Raw genomic sequence first — 15,102 nt, forward strand, 5'->3', positions numbered from 1 at the left:
TTCACCTTTTAATCGAGGGGACCACTCATCCTTTGCAGTTGCCCGTGCTGTCCGTAACTGGTATCTGTACGCATAACCAGTACTCCAGCATCCGTGGCGCTTCTTTCCGTGACAGCCAACCCTCTCGACGATCCCTTTTACTACCTGAACAATTTCCAGCAGGTGCTTGCCTGGCTGGCACAACGCTATGCCGACGTGCTCAGCATCGAGGAGCAGCGGTTCATCGACGATTTCGCGTCCTTGCCACGCCCGTCCCAGGGGTTGCTGGTGCGCATGGTGATGCGCAAGGGGGTACGCTTTCGGCACAGCAAATTGCAGTACCTGGAAATCGGCGACATTAGCGCGGCGGTCGAGCCGCTGCTGACCCTGGGCTGGGTGCAGGACCAACGGCCCCTGAACCTTGCCGAGTTGTTCGAGGTGTTGCTCAAACCGGAAATCATCCTGTGCCTGGGCCACCTGATCGAACGCCCCAAGGCGAAAAAGACCGAGTGGCTCCAGGCCTTGGATGACCGCCTGGACGAAACACGGCCATTCAATCAATGGTGCCCGCCACTGCAAGACCGGCTGTACAGCCTGACGATCATGGAAACCTGCGACCGGCTGCGGTTGATGTTCTTTGGCAACCTCTATCAGGACTGGTCAGAGTTCGTGCTGGCGGACCTGGGCATTTTCACCTACGAAACCGTGGCGTTCAGCGCCGAATCCCGCGGCTTGCGCAGTCGCGGGGACGTCGATGCCTGCCTGTTCCTGCACGAGTGCCAGCAGCGCTTCGAAACGGGCGAGCCGCCGGAGGACATCGTCGTTCAGGTCAACGCGCTGACCCTGGACAACCCATGGCTGGAGCGGCGCCGGGGCAAGTTGCTGTTCCAGATCGGCCAGCACGCCGAACGCATCGCCGATTTTGCCCTGGCCCTGTGCATCTATCGCGACTGCACCTACCCCGGCGCACGGTTGCGGATGATCCGCGTGCTGGAGCGCATCGGCGAGTACGCCTTGGCCCTGGAGCTGGGGGAGGCGGCTGCGCTAGCGCCGGAAAATGCCGCTGAAACCCAGGCGTTGCTCAGGGTCGTACCGCGTTTGCAGCGCAAATTGGGCGGGCCGCCGGTGCCCCGTGCCGTGGCCCGGGAGGTGGAACGGCTGGACCTGCATCTGCTCCGAATCGATCCGGCCGTGTCGGTGGAGTATCACGTCCAGGCCCATTTGCACGACGAAACCGCCCCGGTGCATTACGTCGAGAACAGCCTGATCAATTCACTGTTCGGCCTGTTGTGCTGGCCGGCGATTTTCGCGCCTTTACCGGGGGCGTTTTTCCATCCGTTCCAGCGCGGCCCGGTGGACCTGCTCAACGAGGATTTCCCTGTGCGCCGTGCCGAGCTGTTCGCGACCTGCCTCGCGGAACTCGACGACGGACGCTATCGGGACACCATCGTCCGTCGCTACGCAGAGAAATGGGGCATCCAATCGCCCTTTGTGTTCTGGGGCGCGATGTCTGAAGAACTGTTGCATCAGGCACTCGATTGCCTGCCGGCCGAACACCTCAAGCACTGGTTCAATCGCCTGCTGCTGGACATCAAGGCCAACCGTGCCGGCATGCCGGACCTGATCCAGTTCTGGCCGCAGCACAAGACGTATCGCATGATCGAAGTCAAAGGCCCCGGCGACCGCTTGCAGGACAATCAGTTGCGCTGGCTGGCGTTCTGTCACGAGCACCGGATGCCCGTCGCGGTCTGCCATGTGCAGTGGATGGAGCAGGGCGCATGACCCCGGAACCGGCCTACAGCATCGCCGTGCGGGCGTTATGTGAGTTCACTGCCAAGACCGGTGACCTGGACCTGCGCTTTACCCCGTCGCCCACAGCACTGGAAGGCATCGTTGGCCACCGCACCGTGGCGTCCCGGCGCAACGATACGTATCAGGCCGAGATCAGCCTCGAAGGCCGTTACCGGAGCATGCGGGTCAAGGGGCGGGCCGACGGCTACGACCCGGTCCGCAATTGCGTCGAGGAGGTGAAGACCTATCGCGGCGACCTGTCCAGGCAACCGGCCAATCATCGCCAGCTGCACTGGGCCCAGGCGAAGATCTACGGCTGGCTGATGTGCCAGAAGCTGCAGTTGTCGCGCATCGACGTGGCGCTGGTGTATTTCGACATCGTCAGTGAGAAGGAAACCTGCCTGACGCAGGGCTTCGAGGCGACGCAGCTCGAGGCTTTCTTTGAACAGCAGTGTGCGTTGTTCCTGGCCTGGGCCGAACAGGAAATGGCTCACCGCCAGGCGCGCAATGCCGGCGCACAGGCGCTGGCCTTTCCCCATGCCGGCTTCAGGCCGGGGCAGCGGCACCTGGCCGAGTCGGTGTTCAAGGCTGTCAGCACCGGACGCTGCCTGATGGCCCAGGCGCCCACCGGCATCGGCAAGACCGTCGGTACGCTGTTTCCGATGCTCAAGGCCCTGACGCCGCAGCGACTGGACAAGGTGTTCTTTCTCACGGCCAAGACGCCGGGACGCAAGCTGGCGCTGGATGCCACGCGGGTGATCACCCAAAGCGCACCGTCGATGCCGTTGCGGGTCCTGGAGATGATCGCCCGGGACAAAGCCTGTGAGCATCCGGACAAGGCGTGCCATGGCGAATCCTGTCCACTGGCCCGTGGCTTCTATGAACGCCTGCCTGGCGCCCGCGAGGCCGCCAGCAGGCTCACCTTGCTCGATCAGGCCGCGTTGCGCGAGATTGCGCTGGCCCATGAAGTGTGCCCGTACTACCTCAGCCAGGAAATGGCCCGTTGGGCCGACGTGGTCGTCGCCGACTACAACTATTATTTCGACTTCAGCGCCTTGCTGTTCGTCCTGGCCCAGGCCGATGGCCTGTCCGTCGCGACCCTGGTGGACGAGGCACATAACCTGGTGGAACGGGGGCGACAGATGTACAGCGCGACCCTCGACCAGTCCACGCTGGCCGCCGTGCGCAAAACCGCTCCCGAAGCCCTGAAGAAAGCCTTGCAGCGGGTCAATCGACAATGGAACGCCTTGCATGCGCCCCAGGTGGCGGCCTATCAGGCCTATGAAAAACCTCCGGAGAAACTGCTCCAGGCGCTGTCCCAGTGCACCACGGCCATTGGCGATTACCTCAATGACCATCCCCAGGGCCTGGACGGCGACTTGCAGGCGTTCTACTTCGAGGCCTTGCAGTTCGGTCGGGTGGCGGAATCGTTCAACGAGCATTTCCTGTTCGACATCCATAAGCGTGAACTCGGCCGTCAACGCAGCCTGTCCACCTTGTGCCTGCGCAATGTGGTGCCGGCCGGTTTCTTGCGGCCAAGACTCACGGCGGCCCGCAGCAGCGTGCTGTTCTCAGCCACCCTGAGCCCGCGGCATTACTACGCCGATCTGTTGGGCACGCCGGCGGACACGGTGTGGATCGATGTGGAGTCACCGTTCCATGCCGGGCAACTGGACGTTCAGGTGGTCAGTCGGATCTCTACCCGTTTTGCCCACCGCCAGGCTTCGCTGGAACCGATTGTCGGGTTGATGGCGCGCCAGTTCGGCGAGCGCCCCGGCAACTACCTGGCTTTTTTCAGCAGCTTCGATTACTTGCAGCAGGTGGCCGGGCTGTTCGCCGAGCGGCACCCGGACATTGCCACCTGGACCCAATCCCGGGGCATGGGCGAAGCGTCCCGACAGGCCTTTCTCGAACGGTTCATGGAACACAGCCAGGGCATCGGCTTCGCGGTGCTGGGCGGTGCGTTCGGCGAGGGCATCGACTTGCCGGGCTCGCGGCTGATCGGCGCGTTCATTGCCACCCTGGGGCTGGCACAGTTGAATCCGGTCAACGAACAGATCAAACAGCGCATGGCCGCGATTTTCGGCGACGGTTACGACTACACCTACCTGTATCCGGGCTTGCAGAAAGTCGTCCAGGCCGCGGGCCGCGTCATCCGCACCCAACAGGACCGTGGGGTGGTGATGCTGATCGACGACCGGTTCGGCGAAGCCCGGGTGCAGCACTTATTGCCGGGTTGGTGGTCTGTCACTCAAGAACATCCTGCTAAATCCTGTGGGAGCGAGCCTGCTCGCGATTGCGGCGTTTCAGTCACTTAGGGCCAACTGAACGACCGCTATCGCGAGCAGGCTCGCTCCCACAAAGGGATTTGCGTCGATTTCCATTTTTGTCCCTGCCGGTTAATAATTTCCGAGGCAGGACCTGCACCAAACTTCGCAAAGAATCTACACGGACGCCCCGGCCAAAAATGCTTGAGAACAATCAGAAGCCAGCCCGCATTAACGAGGAACAGCGTTTTCGGTTGCTGATCGACGCCGTGGTCGACTATGCCATCTACATGACCGACCCTGCGGGCATCATCACCAGTTGGAACTCCGGTGCGCGGCGCTTCAAGGGCTATGAGGAGTCCGAGATCCTCGGCCAGCATTTCTCCCGTTTCTACACCGACCAGGACCGCGCCGCCGGCCTGCCGCAACGGGCACTGGACACTGCGCTGCGCGAAGGCCGTTTCGAGGGCGAGGGCTGGCGGGTGCGCAAGGACGGGACGCTGTTCTGGTCCCACGTGGTCATCGACCCGATCATCGACAGCCAGACCGGCGCCTTGCTCGGTTTCGCCAAGATCACCCGCGACCTGACCGATCGCAAGATGGCCGAGGAGACCCTCAAGCAAAGCGAGCAGCAGTTTCGCCTGTTGGTACAGAGCGTCACCGACTACGCCATCTACATGCTCGACCTTGACGGTCAGGTGACCAACTGGAACCAGGGGGCGCAGCGGATCAAGGGCTATCTGCCGGCGGAGGCCATCGGCCAACATTTTTCGATGTTCTACACCCCCGAAGACCGTGAAAACGGCGAGCCACAACGGGCACTGAGTGTCGCCGCCAGCGTTGGACGCTTCGAGAAGAGGGGCTGGCGGGTGCGCAAGGACGGTACGCGGTTCATGGCCCACGTGGTCATCGATGCGATCCGCAGCGACACCGGCGCGCTGCTGGGGTTTGCCAAGATCACCCGCGACATCACCGACGCCACCCAGGCGCAGCAGGCCCTTGAGCAGGCCCGCGAAGCGCTGTTCCAGTCCCAGAAGCTGCAGGCCATCGGTCAGCTCACCGGCGGCATCGCCCATGACTTCAATAATCTGCTCACGGTGATCCTCGGCAACCTGGAGATTGTGCGCAAGCGCATGCCCAGCGACCCGAAACTCGCCCAATTGCTGGACAACGCGACCCAGGGCGCGCTGCGCGGTGTGTCGCTGACCCAGCGGATGCTGGCCTTTGCCCGCCGGCAGAAACTGACGTCCGAATCGGTCGAATTGGCGGCGTTGGTGCAGGGCATCAGCGGCCTGCTGCAAAGCTCCATGGGCCCGTCGATCCACATCCAGACAGGTTTCACCCCTGCGTTGTCGCCGGTCCTGGCGGACGTCAACCAGCTGGAACTGGCCATTCTCAATCTGGCAACCAACGCCCGGGATGCCATGCCCCATGGAGGGCGCATCCTGATTGCGGCCGATGAGCGACAGACCACCGGGGCACCGGACACGCCCTTGAAGCCCGGGCGGTACGTCTGCCTGTCGATCACCGATGAAGGCGAGGGGATGGATGAAGCGACGCTGGCCTCCGCCGTGGACCCGTTCTTCACCACCAAGGGGGTCGGCAAGGGCACCGGGTTGGGCTTGTCCATGGTGCATGGCCTGGCCGAACAGTTGGGCGGGCGATTGATCCTCAAGAGTCAGAAAGGAGTCGGCACCACCGCTGAGCTGTGGTTGCCGGTGGCTGACCACTCGGCCCCCGAGACGGTACCGGTCCAGGCGTCGACGCCGTTGTCGACCCAGGAGTTGCTGGTGCTGGTGGTCGATGACGACTCACTGGTGCTGACCAGCACCCGCCTGTTGATCGAAGACCTGGGGCACCGGGTGCTCTGCGCCCCGTCGGGGGCTCAGGCGCTGGAACTGTACGAGCGCAATCCTGACATCGACCTGGTCATCACCGACATGGCCATGCCGCAGATGGACGGGGCGCAACTGGCGAAATTGTTGCGAGACAGACAACCCACCTTGCCCGTCATTCTTGCCACCGGTTACGCCGAGCGGCTGGAGGGCTTCGCCACGCAGTTGCCGCGGCTGACCAAGCCGTTCAAGCAGATTGATTTGGTGCAGGCGATCGGGCAGACGATGAAATGAGTATGGCCTGTTGGTGATCCCCTTTAGTAGGAGAACCTGTGTCAGGAGAACCTGTGGGAGCAAGGCTTGCCCGCGATACATACACTGCGGTTTCTGAGAAGACCGCATCAGCTTCATCGCGGGCAAGCCTTGCTCCCACAGATACCCTTGTCACAGAAGCTTGCGTTCCCTGGCTATCCGGCATTTTTCCTGAATCCCCGCAGGTTCATCGCACACAAGCAGAACTGCAACACAATCAACGCATACGCGTCCGAATGCAGACCCCAGACGACCCACAGAATGTTGCTTGCCATGAAGCAACTGAAACCCCATACCCGTCGCCGGGGCTGGCGTGATCCGATCAGCCAGGCAGCGAGCACCGTCACCACCATCGCCGGCCACTGCACCCATCCAAGATAATCCACACAACTGCCCTCATATGCCGTCGATGATCTACAGACCCTGGCGGCGGGACGGCGTTTCGTTGGACCAGCGGTCCATTGGCTTGAACTTGCCTGGCGGCGCCGTCTTCTAACAGGTTCGAATCATCACCGAGAAATAGTCCGCGCAATGCCCCGAATCCTGACCAGCCAGACCCCGGAAGAAGAACTGACGGAACACCAGGCCAAGTTGTTCGGCTCTCCCAAGGAACGCTTGGATTTCTATCGTCGGGAGATCCAGTACGAAACCACCATCCTGGCGAATCGAACCGATGCATACCTGGCCGCGCAGTCGTTCCTGGTGATCGCCTTCGCCTCCTGCATGGCCAACCTGAACCCGGAATGGGGCAAGTTGTTCACCTTGATCGTGCCGCCATTCCTGGCGTTGCTGGGTTTCCTGAGTTCCCTGAATGCCTGGCCGGGTATTCGTGCGGCCTACGAGATCATCGATCATTGGCACTTCAAACAGAGTGAGTTGCTGCGCTCCGAACCGATGATGGGCCTGGTCTATGACGAGTCACCGCTGTTCAGCGAGCGGGAGTCGACCCACAAGGGTTATCGCAAGTCGCTGTTGTTCTCGGTGCGAACGCCTTGGATCTTCGCGGCGTTCTGGGTGCTGCTGGGGGTGTACTCGGTTTACATCCAGGTGAGCAACCCCGGGGCTTGAGGCCATCCGGGCCTAGTCGGATCGCTTGTGGCGCTCATACCAGGCCAGGGTTGGTTGGGTGCTCAAGCCATGGACCAGAATACTCAGGGCCACCACTGACAAGGTAAGGTTGATACACAGGTTCGCCACCTCGGGTGGCAAGTGATGGTTCAAGGCAAAGAACAAGTAGAACAGACTGCCTATGCCGCGTATGCCGAACCAGCCGATCAGCAACCGTTGCGAGCGGTCCAGCAAACGCCCCCAGGGCATCGCCAGCACGCACAATGGACGAATGACAGCGAACAGCAAAGCACCGATGGCCACGGCCCGCCAGTCCCAATGATTGGCCAGTACCACCCCGAGCAGGGTCACCAGGAACACTTCCATGGCGCGCTCCACCAGGCTGCCAAAAGCGAGCATGTCGCCCATCATCACACCAGCGGCTACCTGGCCGTCATCCAGGGACTCGGTGTCGCCCAGCACGGCTTGCCGAGGGGCGACGGTTTCGTGGCCCACCACCGGTTGCACCAGATGTTCGGCTGGCGGTGAGTCCTTGTCGGTGGAGGCCACCTCGGCCTGGCGCAACCCCAAGCCGGCGGCGAACACCGAGAGAAAACCGTAGCCCTGGACCGATTCGGCGGCGACATAGGCCAGGGCGATCAATGCCAGGGCCAGGTAGTCGTTGGGCGACAGCGTGCTGTCGGCATTTTTGATGCGCATCGACAAGGTCAGGCGGCCGATGCCGCGTCCCATCGCATAGCCAATCAGCAAGCCTGCCGGCACGGCCCACAGCACGTTGCGCAAGGTCCATTCGGTGAGGAAACCGCCATCGTCGTCGCGCAGCATCAGCAGGCCCAGGATCACGAACGGAAACGCCGTGCCATCGTTCAATCCGGCCTCGCCGGACAGCCCGAACCGCACCCGATCATCGTCCCGGGCATCGTTTACCTGCACCAGCGCCGCCAGCACCGGGTCGGTCGGGGCCAGCATCGCGCCGATCAGCAGCGACACCCCCCAACCGAGGCCGAACAGATAATGCAGCGCCAGGCACAGGCCGGCGATACTCAGGATCATCACTGGCCCGGCCAACCCATAGGCCACGCGCCACGTGCGGTCCTTGAAGGGTAGGCGCAACTTGAGGCCGCTGACGAATAGCGAGAACACCACGGCAATCTCAGTGAGGTGTTCCATCCAGGTCGTGGAGTCGTGAATGTCCAGCTTCAACAACCCCAGCCCCGTCGGACCGATAGCGACGCCCAGCGCCAGGCACATCGCCGACGTGGTGACCGGCATCCAGCGCAGGTAGGAAGAAGTCAGGGCCAGGGTCAGCAATACGGCACCGAGCACCGCAACCCACACTGTGAAAATCATTGGTGCTCCTTGGATAACCGCAACGCTCAACTGTTGGCAGAGCCCTTGTGGCGAGGGTTAGCACTTACCCCACGTTCTTCCATTCGAGAGCTTGCATGAGGCCAGGGTTCCCATTACTGGCGCCCCCTCCCGTTTATCCGGCTGCGTTTCAATCCGAGGGAATTTTTCGCTCCGCTCAAGGCTCTGCACTGGAAGAGACGTGCTGATTCAGCGTCCTGCCAAGCACCCATGAGGCCCTTATGACTGCGCTGACAACCCTTCACCGACCCGCCACCGAGCGACCGTTTACAGATCCGTTTACTGCCGCCGGAAACATGCGCCAATGCTACGAGCGGTTGCTCCAGGGCCCGGACGATGCCGACCGGCAAGCCGTGGCCCAAGGCTTTCTCCAGTCATGCCTGGAAAAGGCCGCGGCGCTGCCCCAGGAAATGCCCGACGATCCCATGGCCCTGCAGGCCTGGGTCGAGCAGCACAGTGCCGGCGTGGCCCGGCAATACGGTGATTATCTGGAGCGGCGCAAGAATGGAGGGGCGCGGGAGTTTTTTACCAGCAAGGCCCACGCCTTGTACTTTCTACAGGCGGTCGCACCGACCAAGCTGGTGGACGGCGCCTGGTTGTATGGCGTGCTCAAACACTGGCACGACCACCGCTTTGAAGGACTACTGTGTACCTACCTGGAAGAGTTGGGCGACGGCGTCCCGGCGCAGAACCATGTGGTGATCTACCGCAAGCTGCTCGCCGAACACGGCCTGGCAGACGCCCCGGACATCGACGATGAGCGCTACCTGCAAGGTGCGGTGCAACTGGCGCTGGGGTACGCGGGCGATGAATACCTGCCGGAAGTCATCGGTTACAACCTGGGCTACGAGCAACTGCCCTTGCATCTGTTGATCAGCGCCTACGAGCTGAGCGAACTGGACATTGACCCGTATTACTTCACCCTCCACGTGACCATCGATAACGCCAGCACCGGTCACGCCTACAAAGCTGTGCAATCGCTGTTGCAACTGATGCCGATGGAAGCCGACCGCGACGCCTTCTGGCGGCGGGTGACCCTGGGGTATCGCCTCAATGACCTGGGGCAGGGCAGCCGGGCGATCATCGAGTCCTTCGACCTGTATCGCGAAGTCCTGGACATGCTCGAACGCAAACGCCCGTTCGGCCAGCACATGCATTCCGATTACTGCAAGTTCGAGGGCAAGACGGTCAACCAGTGGCTGGCGGTGCCGGGCCAATTGGAAGGTTTTCTCGACGCGCTGCAAGGCAAAGGCTGGATCCGGCGGCATGAAAACCCACAGAACAGTCGGTTCTGGACCCTGATCGAAGGGGCCGGCGCGGCGATGTTCGGGGTGTTCAGCCCCTACGAAAAACAGCTGTTGCACGATTGGATCGCCGGCGACTGGCTGGACGAGGGCTCCCGTGCGGCGCCCCGGCGCAACCACGGTGCCGCCAGCGAGCCGCCAACGCCAGCGGAAGATCCCGATGTGCAAAGTCTGCAGCAGGCCCTGCGTGGCCAATCGCCCGACCAGCAGATGCAGACGTTGATGCCCTGGCTTTCGCCCCGTTGCCACAGCCATCCGGCCGGGTTACTGGCGACCCGTCGGTTCATCGAACTCAAATCCGTACTGCGCTAGGAGCCCTGCATGAATCAGGAAGACCGCCTGTCCGAACCCGACCTGGCGCTGCTGCAGCTGGGCCGTCGCCTGCAAGCCGACGGGTATCGCTTCATCACGCCAACGCCGTTGACCCACGAACGGGTCAACCAGCGGCCCGGCAACGAGCGTTCCAGGACGTTGCGCGACATCTTCGGCTGGTCGCGGCCATTTGCGCCGGGGCTGATTTCCGCCGATGAGCAGCGTCAGCTGCAAGAAGCCGAGGTGCTGGAGGAACGCCAGGGGCTGCTCCACAGCCGGGTGCGTTGGTCGAGCCTGGACGGGTTGCTGTTTGCCCATTCGGCATTTCCTACCCAGTCCAGTGATGCGGTGTTTTTCGGCCCGGACAGCTACCGCTTCGCGCAGCTGATCCACACCCATCTGCAACAGAACTTCACGGCGGTGCATCGGGCCGTGGACATTGGCTGCGGCGCCGGTGTTGGAGCGATTGTGATTGCCCGGGCCCGTCGCGAGGCTCAGGTGCTGGCGCTGGACATCAACCCGCTGGCCCTGCGCCTGAGTGCGGTCAACGCCGCGTTGGCCGAAGTCGGCAACCTCGAGATCGCTCACAGCGACCTGCTGCAAGACGTGGACGGCCAGTTCGACCTGATCGTCGCCAACCCGCCGTACATGGCCGATCCGGCAGAGCGTGCCTATCGTGATGGTGGTGGCGTCCTCGGCGCCGGGCTGTCGTTGCGCATTGTCGAGCAGGCGTTGCCCCGCCTTACGCCGGGCGGCTCGCTGGTGCTCTACACCGGCGTGGCGATGGTCGATGGCCGTGACCCGTTCCTGGAGGCGTTGGGTGCGTGGCGCGACTCGCCGGAATTTGGCTGGACCTACAAGGAATTGGACCCGGACGTCTTTGGTGAAGAACTGCTGACACCGGGTTATCGGGACGTGGAAAGGATCGCCGTGGTGGCGTTGGTGGTAACCCGCATTGGCGCGGGATTCGGAGGGATTATCGATGAACAGGCGTCTGAAGTTCGGCATTGAAGAGGAGTATTTCATCACCGATCTGCAAACCCGCTGCATGCCCGAACAACCGTCTGAGGCCGCGGTGGCCGAATGCCGGATCGAGCTGGGCAAGCATTTCGCCCATGAAATGTTCCAGAGCCAGGTCGAGGTGGCGTCGCCCATCTTTCGCAGCCTGCCCGAAGCCGCCGATTACCTGACCGAGGTGCGCGCCGGACTGACCCGACGCTTGGCACCCCATGGCCTGGGGCTGCTCAGCGCCGGCTCTCACCCGATGGCCACTCAGCGATTGCAGCCCACCGATGAACTGCACTTCCAGCAACTGTTCGATGATTACCAGCGGGTGGCCCGGCGCAGCGTGCTGTCGGGCCTGCATGTGCACGTCGAGGTCCCGGCCGACCGGGATCGGGTCCGGGTGATGAACGAGGTCTTGCCCTGGCTGCCGATGTTTCTCGCGTTGAGCGCTTCGTCACCGTTCTGGAACGGTGCGTATAGCGGCTTCAACAGCTACCGCCAGGTCGCCTGCGATGAGTGGCCGCGCATGGGCGTCCCGGAGTTTTTCGACGACGAGTCGGCGTTTGCCGAGTACGTCGATTTGCTCATGCGCACCGGCTCGATTCGCCAGGCCAGCGATTGTTGGTGGGTGATTCGACCTTCCTCGCATTTCCCCACTCTGGAAATGCGTATCTGCGATGCCTGTCCGCGGATCGACGACGTCCTGTGCCTGGTCTCGCTGTTTCGCCTGATGGTGGCCCATGCCATTGCCCAACCCAAGCCCGGGGCACGCTACAGCCAGACGTCCCAATGGATCCTCAAGGAAAATCGCTGGCGGGCCAAGCGCCACGGGATCCTCGCGGAGTTCATCATCGAGGGACAGGAGCAGCCGATGCTCATCGGTGAATGGCTGACCCTGGCCGAGCAGACCTTTGGTGAAACGGCCGCGACCCTCGGGGTGAGCGACGTGTTCAAGCAGGCGCGGCGGATCGTGCAAGAAGGCACCAGTGCCGACCGGCAAGTGGTGCTCTACGAGCAAGGGCTGCTGCTGGGGGATACGCCTGTGCAGGCCCTTGGCCGGGTCGTCGATCAACTGGTGTCGGAAACCGCCGGGCTGCCCGTGGCCGGTCCCACGCTACAGCAAGTCGCAGGTGGCCGATGACCAGCAAGAGCCTCGATGACTACAACCGCATGCGTGATTTCGCCGCCACCCCGGAGCCGGCGGCGAAGCGCTCACGCAAGTCGAAGAAAAGCGCCCACGCCTTGCAGTTCTGCATCCAGAAACACGACGCCTCGCGGCTACATTATGACTTTCGCCTGGAGCTGGACGGCGCGCTGAAGAGCTGGGCGGTACCCAAGGGACCGAGCCTGGACCCCAAGTCCAAGCGCCTTGCGGTGCATGTCGAAGACCATCCACTGGATTACGCGACGTTCGAAGGCAGCATTCCCGAAGGCCATTACGGCGCGGGCGATGTCATTGTCTGGGACCGGGGCGTGTGGATCCCCCAGGGCGATCCACATGAGGCCTACGAGAAAGGGCGGCTCAAGTTCGAGCTGCAAGGCGAGAAGCTGGCCGGCCTGTGGAACCTGGTGCGCACTCACATGCCGGGCAAGCAGGAACAGTGGTTCCTGATCAAGCACCAGGACGACGCAGCCCGGCCCGAAAGTGAATACGACGTGGTGCAGGCCGAGCCGGACAGCGTGCTCAGCGACCGCACCATCGTGCCCAAGCGCCGTGGCAAAGCCGCCGCTGCCAAAGCGGTGAAACAGCCGGATAAAGCCGCCAGGCCCAAACCCAAGCCATCGAAGAAAACCTCGACAACCACTCTCAGCGGCGCAGTAGCCGGACCGCTGCCCGAGACGCTCAAACCGGAGCTGGCAACCCTTGTGGAAAGCGCCCCCGACGGCGAATGGCTCTACGAAATAAAATTCGACGGCTATCGGGTCATGGCTCGCATCGAAAACGGTGATGTGCGCCTGATCACCCGCAACGGCCACGACTGGACCCACAAGTTGCCCAGCCAAGCCAAGGCGCTGGCCGGGCTCGGGCTCGAGTCGGCCTGGCTCGATGGGGAAATGGTGGTGGCCGACGAACAGGGCGTGCCGGATTTCCAGGCCCTGCAAAATGCCTTCGACGCCGGCAGCAGTGGCAAGATCGCGTATTACCTGTTCGATCTGCCTTATCTCAATGGCATGGACTTGCGCAAAGTGCCGGTGGAGCAGCGCCGGGCTGCGCTGGCGGCGGTGCTGGAGCGTAACGAGGACCCGTTGCTGCGTTTCTCCGATGCTTTCGAGGAAACCCCGGAGGCGTTGCTCAACAGCGCCTGCCAGATGCAGATGGAAGGGCTGATCGGCAAGCGCGCGGGCAGTGCCTATGTGTCCCGGCGCAGCAGCGATTGGATCAAGCTCAAATGCAAGAACCGCCAGGAGTTCGTGGTGGTCGGCTTCAGCGAGCCCAAGGGCGCTCGCAGTGCTTTCGGCGCGTTGCTGCTGGGGTTGCATGACGCCGACAGCGGCGAACTGCGTTATGCCGGCAAGGTCGGCACCGGGTTCAACGAAACCACCCTCAAAAGCATTCACCAGCAATTGCTGCCCCTGGAGGCGAAAAAAGCGGCCGTGGTGAATCCGCCCACCGGCTACGAGGCCAAGGGCGTTCACTGGCTCAAGCCGACGTTACTGGCCGAAGTGGCGTATGCCGAGATGACCAAGGAGGGGGCCGTGCGCCACGCGGTATTCCATGGCTTGCGCAGCGACAAGCCGGCCAAGGAGATTACCCAGGAACGCCCGAAAGCCGTGGACGAGCCAGCAGAGGCCGCAAAAAAACCGGCCAAATCCGCTACCAAGACCAAGATCAAGACCACTCAGGCCCCGGCGATGGACGGCAAGGTTCGGATCACCCACCCCGACCGGATTATCGACGCCACCACCGGTACCACCAAGCTGCAACTGGCTGAGTATTACGCCAGCGTCTCTGAATTCATTCTGCCGGAACTGGCCGATCGCCCGGTGGCGTTGGTGCGGGCGCCGGACGGGATCGCCGGCGAGCTGTTCTTCCAGAAGAACCCCGAGCGCCTGGCGATTCCCGGCATTACCAGCCTGGACAAGGCACTGACCGGGCAGCCGGTGATGATCATCAACAATGCCGAGGCCCTGATCGGCGCGGTGCAGATGAGTACGGTGGAACTGCACACCTGGAATGCCACCGCCGTGGATCTGGACAAGCCGGATCGTTTCGTCCTCGACCTCGACCCGGACCCGGCACTGCCCTGGAAAAGCATGGTGGAAGCCACCCAGCTGACCTTGTCGGTGCTCGACGAACTCGGCCTCAAGGCGTTTCTCAAGACCAGTGGTGGCAAGGGCATTCATGTGGTGGTGCCGTTGACCCGCAAACTCGGCTGGGACGAGGTCAAGGGGTTCAGCCACGCCATTGTCAGCCATATGGCGAAGCTGCTGCCGGATCGTTTCTCTGCTGTTTCAGGGCCGAAGAACCGGGTCGGACGGATCTTCATCGACTACCTGCGCAACGGTCTGGGCGCCACCACCATCTGCGCCTACGCCGTCCGGACCCGTGAAGGGCTGCCAGTGTCGGTGCCGATCTTTCGGGAGGAGGTGGCGGAGCTCAAGGGGGCGAACCTGTGGAATGTGCACAACGTCCATGAGCGTCTGGCGGAAGTGGGGCACGAACCCTGGGCCGACCTGAAGAAAACCCGCCAGAGCATCACGGCCGACATGCGTCGGCGGATTGGGATGAAGAAAACGGATAAATAATAGGGATTTTCAGTGGACTTCTGTGGCGAGGGGGATTTATCCCCGCTGGGCTGCGAAGCGGCCCCAAAATCTTGGGTCCGCTGCGCGCCCCAGCGGGGATAAATCCCCTCGCCA

Annotated in this window: 9 protein-coding genes; 8 read left to right on the top strand and 1 reads right to left on the bottom strand. The window is 62.6% G+C overall.

The features are described from left to right. The first annotated feature begins 108 nt into the window (after positions 1 to 108). From FGE05_RS13590 to FGE05_RS13610, 4 genes are all read left to right on the top strand, one after another. The gene (locus FGE05_RS13590) at positions 109 to 1,761 is read left to right on the top strand and encodes a VRR-NUC domain-containing protein (protein ID WP_139645642.1); all 1,653 of its coding nucleotides are present in this window, start codon (positions 109 to 111) and stop codon (positions 1,759 to 1,761) included. Continuing rightward, on the top strand, positions 1,758 to 4,088 hold the full coding sequence (locus tag FGE05_RS13595; protein WP_139645644.1) for an ATP-dependent DNA helicase: 2,331 nt from the start codon (positions 1,758 to 1,760) through the stop codon (positions 4,086 to 4,088). The genes FGE05_RS13590 and FGE05_RS13595 overlap by 4 nt, the downstream gene beginning before the upstream one ends. Before the next feature lie 149 nt (positions 4,089 to 4,237). After that, a complete protein-coding gene (locus FGE05_RS13600) occupies positions 4,238 to 6,166 on the top strand; it encodes a PAS domain-containing sensor histidine kinase (RefSeq protein WP_139645646.1) in 1,929 nt (642 codons plus the stop codon). A gap of 549 nt (positions 6,167 to 6,715) precedes the next feature. After that, entirely contained in the window at positions 6,716 to 7,252 is a 537-nt protein-coding gene (locus FGE05_RS13610; RefSeq protein WP_139645650.1) for a hypothetical protein, read from the top strand. Between the two features lie 12 nt (positions 7,253 to 7,264). Here the strand turns inward: FGE05_RS13610 and FGE05_RS13615 are convergent, their stop codons facing one another. Next, the gene (locus tag FGE05_RS13615) at positions 7,265 to 8,602 is read right to left on the bottom strand and encodes a sodium:proton antiporter (RefSeq protein WP_139645652.1); all 1,338 of its coding nucleotides are present in this window, start codon (positions 8,600 to 8,602) and stop codon (positions 7,265 to 7,267) included. Between the two features lie 239 nt (positions 8,603 to 8,841). On the opposite strand from FGE05_RS13615, the gene FGE05_RS13620 reads away from it, so the two are divergent. From FGE05_RS13620 to ligD, 4 genes are read left to right on the top strand one after another with little or no spacing between them, the layout of a single operon-like run. Further along, positions 8,842 to 10,236 (top strand): iron-containing redox enzyme family protein, encoded by a 1,395-nt coding sequence (locus FGE05_RS13620; protein ID WP_139645654.1) that lies wholly within the window; start codon positions 8,842 to 8,844, stop codon positions 10,234 to 10,236. Between the two features lie 9 nt (positions 10,237 to 10,245). Continuing rightward, positions 10,246 to 11,247 (top strand): class I SAM-dependent methyltransferase, encoded by a 1,002-nt coding sequence (locus tag FGE05_RS13625; RefSeq protein ID WP_139645656.1) that lies wholly within the window; start codon positions 10,246 to 10,248, stop codon positions 11,245 to 11,247. Continuing rightward, entirely contained in the window at positions 11,219 to 12,382 is a 1,164-nt protein-coding gene (locus tag FGE05_RS13630; RefSeq protein WP_139645658.1) for a carboxylate-amine ligase, read from the top strand. Before FGE05_RS13625 ends, FGE05_RS13630 begins: the two co-directional genes overlap by 29 nt. Then, positions 12,379 to 14,988: a DNA ligase D gene (gene ligD / locus FGE05_RS13635; RefSeq protein WP_139645660.1), complete on the top strand. Its 2,610-nt coding sequence runs from the start codon at positions 12,379 to 12,381 to the stop codon at positions 14,986 to 14,988. The genes FGE05_RS13630 and ligD overlap by 4 nt, the downstream gene beginning before the upstream one ends. Positions 14,989 to 15,102: the final 114 nt, after the last annotated feature.

The sequence above is a fragment of the Pseudomonas sp. ICMP22404 genome, from assembly GCF_006227205.1.
Lineage (GTDB): Bacteria > Pseudomonadota > Gammaproteobacteria > Pseudomonadales > Pseudomonadaceae > Aquipseudomonas.

Excerpts from the sequence above, each read along its gene's own strand:
- FGE05_RS13595 (WP_139645644.1), top strand. The coding sequence starts at position 1,758 with ATGACCCCGGAACCGGCCTACAGCATCGCCGTGCGGGCGTTATGTGAG.
- FGE05_RS13620 (WP_139645654.1), top strand. The coding sequence starts at position 8,842 with ATGACTGCGCTGACAACCCTTCACCGACCCGCCACCGAGCGACCGTTT.
- FGE05_RS13630 (WP_139645658.1), top strand. The coding sequence starts at position 11,219 with ATGAACAGGCGTCTGAAGTTCGGCATTGAAGAGGAGTATTTCATCACC.
- FGE05_RS13600 (WP_139645646.1), top strand. The coding sequence starts at position 4,238 with ATGCTTGAGAACAATCAGAAGCCAGCCCGCATTAACGAGGAACAGCGT.
- FGE05_RS13615 (WP_139645652.1), bottom strand. The coding sequence starts at position 8,602 with ATGATTTTCACAGTGTGGGTTGCGGTGCTCGGTGCCGTATTGCTGACC.
- FGE05_RS13625 (WP_139645656.1), top strand. The coding sequence starts at position 10,246 with ATGAATCAGGAAGACCGCCTGTCCGAACCCGACCTGGCGCTGCTGCAG.
- FGE05_RS13610 (WP_139645650.1), top strand. The coding sequence starts at position 6,716 with ATGCCCCGAATCCTGACCAGCCAGACCCCGGAAGAAGAACTGACGGAA.
- ligD (WP_139645660.1), top strand. The coding sequence starts at position 12,379 with ATGACCAGCAAGAGCCTCGATGACTACAACCGCATGCGTGATTTCGCC.